The sequence below is a fragment of the Borreliella californiensis genome, assembly GCF_014205885.1.
Classification (GTDB): domain Bacteria; phylum Spirochaetota; class Spirochaetia; order Borreliales; family Borreliaceae; genus Borreliella; species Borreliella californiensis.
The window spans coordinates 1-10,979 of the sequence record NZ_JACHFB010000010.1 but is presented as its reverse complement, the minus strand read 5'-3'; the positions used below and the strand labels follow the sequence as shown (position 1 = coordinate 10,979).

Below are 10,979 nucleotides of genomic sequence, written 5' to 3'. Positions count from 1 at the left end.
CAGCTTCATGAACAGTAGCAAGTCTTTTCATACATTCATAGTAAAGCTCCATTTTCCTTATTGAACACTCCTTTATAAGGTCATTAAGCTCACTTCTCAAAGATTCAATATTTTCATTAATACAATTTGCATTTTTTTTATCACATTCTTTATATAAAGAATCAATTTTACATTTTAAATCTTTTATTTTGGAAAGCATACTAGCAAGCTCAACACTAGAATATTGACTGAATTCACGTATAAATCCTAATTCTAAATTAGCGCGCTCTACATCTAATTCTCCCCTAATTTTCCTAGCTTTGACTTCTGATCTAAAAGTTTGTGCTAAAAGATGTTCAAAAGTATCTTCACTAATTGTTACTCTAGAGCCCTCGTTTATATAAGTTTCTCCTCTTTCCCATTTTTGTCTCATTCTCCACACATTTACTTTAGAAACTCCTAATCTCTCTGCTATTTCTAAGTCACTTAATGAGCCTTCTCTAAAATATGCAACATAATCATCAAAAAATCTTTTGACTCTTTTCAAAAATATCCCCTTAGAGTAACAAAATTAACAAATTGTTACTCTAAATAGTAAAGCAATTTATTAAATTATTAACACAAACTATTAACTTCCTTATCCCATTAATGGGTGTTTAATATTTATTTCATTTACCATTCACAACTATCATCACTTGGATCCATTGAACATTTTACAATTTTCTGAATTTCTTCTTTATTAGCATCACTTTGAAGATATTCTTTTAGTTTCTTTAGAGAATCTTTTAATTTTTCCAAATCTCCTTTAATATCACTAATCTTTACAGTAGTTTTATTTGTCTTATTATCACGCTCTTTTATTTTATTCCTTAATCCTTTTCTAGCTTCTTCTAGTTGGTCAAGAAACCCTTTTAATTCACCCTTTTCTTCAAGATAATCCCCCCATTCAGAATAAATAGAAGTACTACGTGTACTCATATCAGTAATATCATCATAAATAGCGCCCGTAACCTTATCTTCAACTTTTTCCCCAGATATTTCACTGCTTTCTTTAAAGGGTAACCCTAGATTAATACTATCAATATCACTAGTTATCTTATCTATCTTTTTTGCTACTGTTGAAATTATACCTTTAGTTACTCCCTCAAGGAAATTTTCACTTGATTCTGATTCTCTTAATTTTTTTCTTTTTTCTCTTTCTTCTTTTCTTTTTTCTCTTTCTTCTTCTTCTTTTTGATATTTTTCTATTCTTCTTCTTCTAAGCTCTTCAGCCTCTCTATCTTTAACTTTCTCTTCTTCTGTTTTTTCTTTAATTGCTGGTTTTACTACTACCGGCAATTTTGGCATTTCAGGTAATTCTGGTTTTAATATTTCTGCTGTTTCTAGCTTTGGTTTTTTGCTTTCTAAAGCTATAAGTTCGGGTTTTAATGCTTTACCATCATTATAATCTTTTAAATCATTCTTTAGGCCTTCTTTTTCTTCTTTACTTTCTAAATTAACATCTTTTTTATTTTCTTTTTTACCCTTTAATTCTTCTTTTTTTAATTTTTCTGCTATTTTATATACTGTTGGATCATCTGAAACAATTCCTTCTTTTGTATCTAAAAATTCCCTAATTTGTTCTTTTACACTTTGTTTTAAATCTTCACCCCTTGAATAATACTTGCAAGAACTTATCAGTGCAAAAATAGCATAAATAATTAACATTATCATTTTTTTATTCATAATTTACTCCTACTCCATAGGTTTCAAAGATACCGCAACGCCTAATAAATACAATTTTTCAAAGATTTAAATATATAATTTTGTTACATTCCCCTGTTACATATTAACAAAACGCAAATGTAATTTTAACCAACTCTCAAAAATCTCTCCATTGCAAATGCGATGCCCATTAAAAGAGACTACAAAATGCATACAAATTAAATTTCAAAGTCTTTGCTATATATTACACAAAGTATAATATCTTTCTTGTGTGCCACCCTTAGAAATTGCCACTTCTGTTTACTAGAGCTACTATAAAGCCCAAATTTAGTATGCAATGAGACCACACAAAATTTGACTAAATTTTTTAGTTTTTGGTAAAATACAAATTGTAATTTTAATCTATTTTTATTACTTTTACTTAATTTAAAAGTAACACGTTCAAGGAGCTTGTCTTATGGACATTAATAATTATTTTAATTTAAATAATAACAATATAGATTTAATCCTTAAACTGGTAAAAGACTATCAAAATTTACGCAATGAAAATAAAATTCTTAAAAATTCACTCAAAAATTCTACCAAACTTAAAAAAGAATCTTTAAAACCAACTCCTAAATTCTACTTAACCAAAAAAACCAGTAAACTAATTGAAAAATCCGTCAAAACCTTAAAACAAATTGATCCAATATCTGGATGGTTTGTACATCTACTGGTAGTAAGTGGGTGCAGGGGTGCTGAAATGCAAAAAGTAAAAATGCAAGATATTACCCCCCTATTAAGCAAAACGGGGAAGACTTTGTACAATATAAAAGTAAATGTTGCAAAAAAAAGAAATATAGCCTGTATTAGAGAAATTATTATCAACTACGAAGAGTTTGAAGCTATTCAAACAGCTCACAAAAATCATTTCGAAGAAAAAAATCTTGATACAAGACGCACCTATCTTTTCCAAAAAACCAAATATAAGTTTAAAGATAACCAAATTGATATTATACATATTTCTAAAAAATTCAAAAATCTTCTTAAAAAATCAGGATTTAAAGCAAATAAATCACTTCATTTATGTAGAAATTTATTTATTTCAAATTTGAAATCTAATGGTTATAACTCTTTTCAAATTAAAGAACTTATGAAATATTCTTCAACTTATGAAATTGATAATATTTATGGACTCTCTGCTGCAAACAAAATTCAAGCTTATGAATGTATTAAAAATACCCTTAAACTTTAGTAAAACTATTTTAGTTTAAATATACGCTTTGAGGTTACTTTAAATACTTTCCCTCGAGGTTTTAAATCAAGTGAATCATATAATATTTCTTCATTTTTTGTTGCTATAAAGTGAAATCCATTAACTTTATCGATTTTAACTTCACTTATTTCAAATTCATTGGTAGCACACAAATAATTTAAAGATTCATATCTTACGCTACTTCTAATTCCATAGTAATTAAGCATCATACATGGATTTTTAATAAAACAATTACTCTTAATGTATCCAAGTCCTATAAATCTGTAATACGCTGCATTTATATCATAAACATTAAATTCAAGTTTCTTAAATACACTTGTATAGTAATGCAGACACAAAAAGTAACAACCCCATTTTTGTATTTCTGGTCGTAAAACTTTATTACTTTGTTTTATTTTATTAATAAGCATTGTCTAAACCTCCGATGTTAAATTGCTTTTTTTAATTTTTCAGTGCACCCATTCACATGGGGACACTGACATTATTTGCAAATGCTATATTGCTAGGAAAAAATATTGTACCACTTGTTGGTAATAGGCCCTTTAATCTATCTGATATTGCCCTTTTCTTAGGATCAAGAGTAAACACAAACTCTTTAAACCTATAATTTACCTGATCAATTAGTGGATATTTATTCGTCATATTGTCGGTTTTCATTTTGATGAAATCTTTAAGGGGCTTTTCTCTTTTTTTATGTTCGTTTTGCATTTTGTTTAATTCTTTTTTTGCGCTATCAATCTCCATTAGATCACACGCAAGATTTTCAGCAATTTGCTCATCCGTAATTTCAGGGTCTACACAATCAACATATTCTACAAATTCTCTTGCCCAATCAAACTCAACTCCAGATCGATAAAAATCACTCCTTTCTACTAAATCTTCAACAAGCTTTATAAACGTATCCTTGTTAAAATTGTATGCCATTAAATATTCATCTCTATAGTTACTAAAAATATCGTTTCTCAAATTAAAAACTTCCATTTCGCATTTCCTAACAAATTCAAGCACTTTTAATATTAAAGACTCATTTCTCTTTATTTTGCAGTTAACTGGTGCGGCGTCGATTAAAAAGAATAAATTACAATGCTCAAGACCGGTACATGCTAGCTGCATTTGCGCCTGCACATAATATTTGAAAAAATATTTACTACTTAAAAAATTGCCATTTTTATTGTACTCCGCAATAGCACTGCTCATATAATTAGAATCACTGCTCTTAATCTCTAAAAGTTCTAAATCTCCATTATTATTAATAAACCAGCCATCAATTGTTGAGCCTACTAAAGTTTCTACACTACCCATTTTTTTGAAATAATTATACTTATCAACACCATTAGCATATTTGTTTTTATACAAAATAGAAATATTATCTCCGTGTGATTTAACAAATTCTCTAAATCCTAAATTTTTTAACTCTTTGCCCTTGAGCATATACAAATTCTCTTCAAAAGGCATGCTCATACCAAAATATTTAAGCACTCTATTCATTATTAAGTCTTTTAATCCTGCACCACCAATTAGAATACTACCTACTTCACTAGCACCGTATTTATCAAGCTTGTTTCTTTGTACGCTAAAATCAATATTTCGATTAAATCTAAAACACTCTTGACTACTTATTCCGGGTAATTTTTTACCTATCTTGCTTAACTTACTTTTTTCTTTAATGGGAGAAGATTTTTCCTCAAATATTTCACATCCAGTAAAACTTTGTTGATTAACACTTATCATTTTGAGTTCTCCTTGAATATTTTCTTGTTGATTATTTTTATTTGAAAGATTTTCCATCTTTTTTCTCCTGTTTGTTAATAACAACTATATAGCAAAAACTATTTTTGACAACTTTTTTACAAAAATTTTTGTAAAAAAATAGGGCTTAGCTAAATTCTCTATTATATCCTAAAGAACTTAGTTAAACCCAACTTAATTGGATTTTTTTGATAGCAATACACTTTTTTAGCTATACATATGCATATGTATAGCTAAAACTATTTTTATCAACTTTTTATAACAATTTTTACAAAAAAAGAGCTTACCTATATTCTCAAACAAAAGAACTTAGTTAAGCCCAAGTTAATTCGGATTTATAATAACATAAATGGGCTAAGTTTCCTCCTATAATTTTTATTATAAATAAATATAATAATTCAAAAACTTTTTTGTCAACTTATTTACAAAAATTATTATAGATACAAGAGGATTTAAATAAGTTTTACTTTTAAGCTATATACTAACTTAATATTTTACAAAATTTGAATAATTCTCAATTGAAAAAATACTTATTGAATATAGAATAAATAATTGGGGCAAGCCTTATTCCCATTATTAAAATTACTTGTATTGTTTTATTACTTGCATTAAGTTCGTTTTTTAAAACATCTATTTTAGTATCTAAACTAGAGATATCTTTTTGCAAGGCTTTTTCTACATCATCTATTTTAGTATCTAAATTAGAGATATTTTTTCTCAAATTTCTTTCTACATCGATTATTTTTTCTTTTAAAAATTCAAAGTTGTAATTGTCATTATAAAGACAAACAAAATCTATTGCTTCTTCACTAAACCCTATGTTTAAAAATTCATTTTTTATACTTTCTATATTGTATGTTTTATATGCTAAACTTCGCATAAAATCCTCTTATTATCCTTTTAGCTGTTTATATCTTTTTAAAAGTTTATTAATCAAATCTTTTTGATTTTCAAAAATATCCTGCATCATAAAACTTGTAAATTTAGCATTGCTTTTGTAAAAATCGTAACTTTCTTGGGTTTTAAGTTGAAATCTTAACGGTTTTATTGAATTTTGTTTAGATTTTTTCAACACTGGACTTTCTTTGTCTTTCAATACACTTAATATTAGTCTAAATCCATTATCTAATACATATTGTTCTTCAATAATCCCTGCTTCTATTGCATTAGCAATCTTTAAATAGTTATATGCTTGAGTTTTTGCAACATCATAATCTTTTATAAAAGCATCAAAACTTTTATACCCATCAAGTTTATAATATTCATTATCTTTAATTTCTTTTAAGATTTTCATACATTCTACTTTATTAGAAACTCCTTCTCTAAGGTTTACATATAATTTCTTTTTCAAAGTATTATAACGATCTATTTCAACATTATTTTTACCAACATTAGAAGAATCTACAAGTAATGCATTCCCTTCAGAATCAATATCCCTTTTATTAATTATTAATTTTGTATTATTTTTCATAACAAGCCTCCTTAGTTATTAGTTCAACGCGATGAACGTATAATTAAAATAATTTTAATTTTGTATAAAAATTCATTAATGAATTTTTATATTCTTTTATATAATCCATTTGGAAATCAAAAGAAGAATTACTTGCAATTCTTCTATTTAAATCTTCTCTTTCTGATATTATTCCTAAAAAATTTTCTTTGGAGTTTAACATTTCCAACAATTGCTTGTGTGTATTATTTTTCTTAAATCTCGTTATTATAAAAAAAGTAGGCAATTCTATTCCTATTTTTTTCATAAAAAATTTCAAAAGGTCAAAACTTTCAATTGTCCATTTTTCTGCTGTCAAGGGTACAATTACATTGTTACAACAAACTAAAGCATTGGTTAAAGTAAAATCCAAACTTGGGGGAGTATCAATTATAATAAAATTATAACTAACATCTATATGTTTAAGCTCTTTTTTTAATCTAAACTCGTCAAAAGTGTGCTTATAACCAAAAGCATTTATACTATGTAAAGTTAAATAACTGGGTATTAAATCTAAATTATTTGCTACATTAATGATTGATTGATTGATATCTAATTTTTCTATCAAAACTTCATATATATTATTTTTTCTTAAATCTATACTGGATTTTTGTATATCATCATAATAATAACTAGTGGTGGATGCTTGAGTATCTATATCTATTAATAATACTTTATATTTTTGGGCTAGCAAAGTTGCAAATATTATTGCACTTGTGCTTTTACCAACACCACCCTTAATTGACGCTATTGTTATTACTTTAGGTTTTTTATTATTCATTTTATTAACGGTCCTTGTTCCGGGTATTTTTTCCCATAAAATTTATATACTTGTTGTTCTAAATCCGCAAACATACTAAATAAAACTTTGTTGTAGTGATTGTTTGTTTTTTTATCTAATAAACGATATAATCCTTTAAAATAGCAGAAACCACTTCCGGCTTTAAATCTAAATTCCATATAATATATCCTTGCTAATGCATATGCTTTTCTAGTCCCATTTATTTGGTACTTTATTAAGGGTTTTTTGATTGGTTTTCTGTAGCTATAAAAAATATCAACAAACTTATCCCCTTCTTTAATTGGGTATAAGTAAGTTTCTTCAACAATTCTTTCTCCATTAAATAGGACTCTTAATGATAATCTAAATTCGTGTTTTTTCTCATAAACTATAAATTTGCAAATGTCTATCATTATTTTTGTATGGTACATTGCTTTGCCATTTTCTTTTTCAATTAAAATAAAGCATTTTTTGTTTTGACATTCAACTTTACATTTTCCTTTTTTTATAGTTTCAATGAGTTCTGGTGCACTTTCCATATTTAAATCCTCATACAGCCTTTATGTAAAATTCTTCTACAGTTAAAGAATTTTTTTCATTTTTTATTATTTCTAATAATTCAAGATAATATGTATCAAATACTTTATTGTATTCTATTTTCTTTTGTTTATTCAAATATTCTTTGATAATGGGCTTTAGAATTTCAATATTTGTTTCTTTTTTTAGTTGTTCAATAAGGATATTTAGAATGTTTTCCTTTAAATTTTGATAATTTTGTTGATAATTTTCTTTTTTTATTTCAATCGACTTTTCCAATTTCCGTTTTATGTTGTTTAAATCGCTATATTTGTGATTTTCAATAATAAAATGGGGCTTGAATTTGTAAATTTCATATACTTTTTGGAAATTTATTTTTAATTGCTCCGAATTATATCCATTTTTTTCGAATTCTTTCTGAGTGTTGTTTAGAATTTTCTTTAATGTGTTTTGTTTTTCTTTAAAACAAGATTTTTTTATATTAAACCTTTTTATTAGGGCAATTTCATTTAGTTTTAAGATTTTCATTATCTCAATCTTCGTATCTTTATCAGTATTTAAATACAGAATAGAAAGAGCTTCTTTCGTTTTAAAGTTACAATTATTGAAATAATTTTTTATTTGATATTTTTCTTTTTGGTTAATCTTTCTTTCTTCTTTTATATTATTTTTATTATTTAAACACTCCACTAAATTTACACTACCATTTTTAGAAACATTGTCTTTAAAATGGTTATTAACTCTAGATTTAAATCTAGAGTTTTTTCGCTCTTTAAAGTACTTGTTTATTTTATGGTAACATTCTTTTTTGGGATACTTTAGCTTATAGTAAATTTCAGTTCCACAATTTACTCCCATATGTTGGTAGTAATTCGTTGTAACTTTTAGTACTTTTTCTAATTTATAAAGATAATTTTGCATTGTTCTTAAAGTGGTGGGAGCTAGACCATTTCTTTTTAGATTTCCATTAAAGTAGTAGAGTATGTTTTGTTGTGTGTATTTTTTATCTTTTTTGTTTAGGTAATTTAGTGTTGAAGTAAGAGATATTAACTTGTGTTGGTGTTTGTTGTGGCAAGTTGGAATTTTTGTGATATTTAGAAAATCTTCCATATTTTCTCTCCTGTTTGTTAATACTTATTAAGTAATATAATGCATAATTTTGATTTAAAAGTAAATACTTTTCTAAAAAAATATTAAATTTCAATTATTAATTTTGTTAAATTAATATGTTTTTTGTAATTTGGTAAAAATATAAATTGATTTTAATTCTAAGTTAGACTATACTACAAGTAGCGTAGTTATTTGAACATTTTTCAGTTTTAACTACCTGTTTGTTAATTTGCAAAAAATAAAGATTAGGGTTTAACTAAGTTCTTTAGGATATAATAGAGAATTTAGCTAAGCCCTATTTTTTTACAAAAATTTTTGTAAAAAAGTTGTCAAAAATAGTTTTTGCTATATAGTTGTTATTAACAAACAGGAGAAAAAAGATGGAAAATCTTTCAAATAAAAATAATCAACAAGAAAATATTCAAGCAAAAATAAGTTTCAGAAAAGATATAAAAACCCTAAAAATGAATTTACCAGGGATTGATAAAAGTCTTAAAGGATATGGATACAAATATCAGGATTTCAATGACATAGTAGAAGAAATTGAAAACGTTATTGAAAAGTACAATTTGGAGCTTGATTTTGGGCAATATCCAATATCTAAATTTGTAGATGGTCAAAAGGAGCATGTTATTAGGACCCCATTTTACAGTACAAGTACTGGATATGAAGAATCATTTGATATACCAATGCTTACAGAAAATTTACAATACAATAATGAGAATGGTTCTAAAGTTACAAATACAGTGTATCAGCTGTTTGGTTCAGGTATTACTTATGTCAAAAGGTATGCTTTAGTTGCATGTCTTCATATAAAAAGTGAAGTTGATATTGATGCAGCGCCTATTTACAATAATTATGAAAATGGAAATTCTATGACTAGTAAACAATTTAGTGTTAATCAAAAGCAAGAGTGAAAAAAAGAGAATAGTCAAGAGTAAAAAGAAGTTGAAAAAATTGATAGGTATTATTACTATGGAATTTTTAAAGAAGCGTTGTCTAACATAAAAAATTGGGTAAATAGCCCTATAACAAAAGATAATATAAATGCAATTATTCAAAAAATAGGGTTTATTCAAAAAATAGACCCCATAACATTGAGTATATCAAGAAAATTGAAGCTGATTTAATCAAGCATTTTAAAAAGAATAAAGAGTTTAAGAAGATAAACTATTGGGCAGAGATTATAAAAGACTATTTCAAGAAAAACAATAAATTGCAGGATTTAAAGGATTTTGAAAAGTTTATGTCGTTTAAGAGACCTATTTATGGTGCTAGTCCACTAATATTCTTTAGTGTCTTAAAAAAAGATAAACAATTTGATTATATATTTGCATCATAGCAATATTAATGCCCCCTATTTGGGGGCTGCTAGCTATTAGGAATTGCATGTAGTAGTTGCATTATTTGCAAAATTATCTATATCTGTCCCCTTGTTAAGGGCTCCTTGAATCATAGGTTTGAAGTTATTTTTCCCTTCAATATTCCCATCACATTTATCAAGTTCACTTTTTATATGATCAAGCGCTGTTTTTATTTTAGATTCATCATGTTGTAAAAATGTATCAAATTTTCCAGCATCAGTTAAAGCAGTTTTTAACCAGTCAAGGCGTGTTTTTTGATCATCAGATAGCTTTTCTCTAAGTAGTTCTTCTTTAGATTTGGGTTTTTCTTGTATTACTTCTTTTGGGGCTAAATCACGTTTTACCCTGTTTTTTGTTTGGCTAGTATTAGTATCATTAGAATTACAGCTGTTTAGCATGATCAAAAATAAACAAAATAATATGCTGATGATTTTCATTGTTACTCCGTTTTTTTATTAATAATATTTAATAAATCAATTATTAATATTAAATATTGGATAAACAATTATTATTTGAATTGATATTCTTTAAGTGAATTAGTAGCTATTTAGAAATGAAGGCAAATATTAGCCCTGCTATCATTGTTATAGACATTGCTCCTATAATTCCTAATACCCATTTAAGCATTTCTGTAAGAGACATTAAATTTTTTTCTACATTGTCTATTTTTGCGTTTAAATTCTTTTCTACAGTATCAATTTTAGCATTTAAATTCTTTTCTACGGCATCAATCTTAATGTCTAGATTAGATATATCCTTTTGCAAATTCTTTTCTACAGCATCAATCTTAGCGTTTAATTCATTTTTAACGGTATCAATCTTAGCATTTAAATTCTTTTCTACGGCATCAATCTTAGTGTCTAAATTATCTATTTTTAGATTTAAATTCTTTTCTACGGCATCAATCTTAATGTCTAGATTAGATATATCTTTTTGCAAATTCTTTTCTACATAAGAAATTTCAGAAATAAGATTATCAAACTTTATGCCAAATTGTTTTTCTAAATTTTC

At 26.2% G+C, this 10,979-nt stretch carries 12 protein-coding genes and 1 pseudogene; 2 read left to right on the top strand and 11 right to left on the bottom strand.

What is annotated here, in order from left to right:
• The coding region (locus HNP67_RS06255) for a DUF603 domain-containing protein (RefSeq protein ID WP_184125645.1) at window positions 1-526 on the bottom strand (526 nt) is incomplete at its 3' end.
• 125 nt (window positions 527-651) lie between these two features.
• Window positions 652-1,704, bottom strand: a complete 1,053-nt coding sequence (locus tag HNP67_RS06250) for a hypothetical protein (protein ID WP_184125643.1) — start codon at window positions 1,702-1,704, stop codon at window positions 652-654.
• 436 nt (window positions 1,705-2,140) lie between these two features.
• Here HNP67_RS06250 and HNP67_RS06245 point away from each other — a divergent pair, with 436 nt between their 5' ends.
• Complete coding sequence (locus HNP67_RS06245) at window positions 2,141-2,917, top strand: tyrosine-type recombinase/integrase (RefSeq protein ID WP_184125641.1); 777 nt, start codon at window positions 2,141-2,143, stop codon at window positions 2,915-2,917.
• 5 nt (window positions 2,918-2,922) lie between these two features.
• Here HNP67_RS06245 and HNP67_RS06240 read toward each other — a convergent pair whose 3' ends face one another.
• From HNP67_RS06240 to HNP67_RS06210, 7 genes are all read right to left on the bottom strand, one after another.
• Window positions 2,923-3,348, bottom strand: a complete 426-nt coding sequence (locus HNP67_RS06240; protein WP_184125639.1) for a DUF261 domain-containing protein — start codon at window positions 3,346-3,348, stop codon at window positions 2,923-2,925.
• 52 nt (window positions 3,349-3,400) lie between these two features.
• Entirely contained in the window at window positions 3,401-4,726 is a 1,326-nt protein-coding gene (locus HNP67_RS06235) for a DUF244 domain-containing protein (RefSeq protein WP_184125637.1), read from the bottom strand.
• Between the two features lie 475 nt (window positions 4,727-5,201).
• Entirely contained in the window at window positions 5,202-5,567 is a 366-nt protein-coding gene (gene bdr / locus HNP67_RS06230) for a Bdr family repetitive protein (RefSeq protein ID WP_184125635.1), read from the bottom strand.
• 12 nt (window positions 5,568-5,579) lie between these two features.
• Window positions 5,580-6,158: a chromosome replication/partitioning protein gene (locus tag HNP67_RS06225; RefSeq protein WP_184125633.1), complete on the bottom strand. Its 579-nt coding sequence runs from the start codon at window positions 6,156-6,158 to the stop codon at window positions 5,580-5,582.
• A gap of 43 nt (window positions 6,159-6,201) precedes the next feature.
• The gene (locus HNP67_RS06220) at window positions 6,202-6,957 is read right to left on the bottom strand and encodes a ParA family protein (RefSeq protein ID WP_184125630.1); all 756 of its coding nucleotides are present in this window, start codon (window positions 6,955-6,957) and stop codon (window positions 6,202-6,204) included.
• On the bottom strand, window positions 6,954-7,496 hold the full coding sequence (locus HNP67_RS06215; RefSeq protein WP_184125628.1) for a DUF226 domain-containing protein: 543 nt from the start codon (window positions 7,494-7,496) through the stop codon (window positions 6,954-6,956). Before HNP67_RS06215 ends, HNP67_RS06220 begins: the two co-directional genes overlap by 4 nt.
• A 10-nt stretch (window positions 7,497-7,506) precedes the next feature.
• Window positions 7,507-8,604, bottom strand: a complete 1,098-nt coding sequence (locus tag HNP67_RS06210) for a plasmid maintenance protein (RefSeq protein WP_184125626.1) — start codon at window positions 8,602-8,604, stop codon at window positions 7,507-7,509.
• A gap of 380 nt (window positions 8,605-8,984) precedes the next feature.
• Between HNP67_RS06210 and HNP67_RS06205 the strand changes: the two are divergent.
• A pseudogene (locus tag HNP67_RS06205) lies at window positions 8,985-9,946 on the top strand (ERF family protein).
• 36 nt (window positions 9,947-9,982) lie between these two features.
• Here the strand turns inward: HNP67_RS06205 and HNP67_RS06200 are convergent.
• Window positions 9,983-10,405 (bottom strand): Mlp family lipoprotein, encoded by a 423-nt coding sequence (locus HNP67_RS06200; protein ID WP_184125623.1) that lies wholly within the window; start codon window positions 10,403-10,405, stop codon window positions 9,983-9,985.
• Window positions 10,406-10,511: 106 nt separating this feature from the next.
• Window positions 10,512-10,979: coiled-coil domain-containing protein (locus HNP67_RS06195; protein WP_184125621.1), on the bottom strand; the 468-nt coding region annotated here is incomplete at its 5' end.

Excerpts from the sequence above, each read along its gene's own strand:
- HNP67_RS06210 (WP_184125626.1), bottom strand. The coding sequence starts at position 8,604 with ATGGAAGATTTTCTAAATATCACAAAAATTCCAACTTGCCACAACAAA.
- HNP67_RS06225 (WP_184125633.1), bottom strand. The coding sequence starts at position 6,158 with ATGAAAAATAATACAAAATTAATAATTAATAAAAGGGATATTGATTCT.
- HNP67_RS06235 (WP_184125637.1), bottom strand. The coding sequence starts at position 4,726 with ATGGAAAATCTTTCAAATAAAAATAATCAACAAGAAAATATTCAAGGA.
- HNP67_RS06220 (WP_184125630.1), bottom strand. The coding sequence starts at position 6,957 with ATGAATAATAAAAAACCTAAAGTAATAACAATAGCGTCAATTAAGGGT.
- HNP67_RS06200 (WP_184125623.1), bottom strand. The coding sequence starts at position 10,405 with ATGAAAATCATCAGCATATTATTTTGTTTATTTTTGATCATGCTAAAC.
- bdr (WP_184125635.1), bottom strand. The coding sequence starts at position 5,567 with ATGCGAAGTTTAGCATATAAAACATACAATATAGAAAGTATAAAAAAT.
- HNP67_RS06215 (WP_184125628.1), bottom strand. The coding sequence starts at position 7,496 with ATGGAAAGTGCACCAGAACTCATTGAAACTATAAAAAAAGGAAAATGT.
- HNP67_RS06240 (WP_184125639.1), bottom strand. The coding sequence starts at position 3,348 with ATGCTTATTAATAAAATAAAACAAAGTAATAAAGTTTTACGACCAGAA.
- HNP67_RS06250 (WP_184125643.1), bottom strand. The coding sequence starts at position 1,704 with ATGAATAAAAAAATGATAATGTTAATTATTTATGCTATTTTTGCACTG.
- HNP67_RS06245 (WP_184125641.1), top strand. The coding sequence starts at position 2,141 with ATGGACATTAATAATTATTTTAATTTAAATAATAACAATATAGATTTA.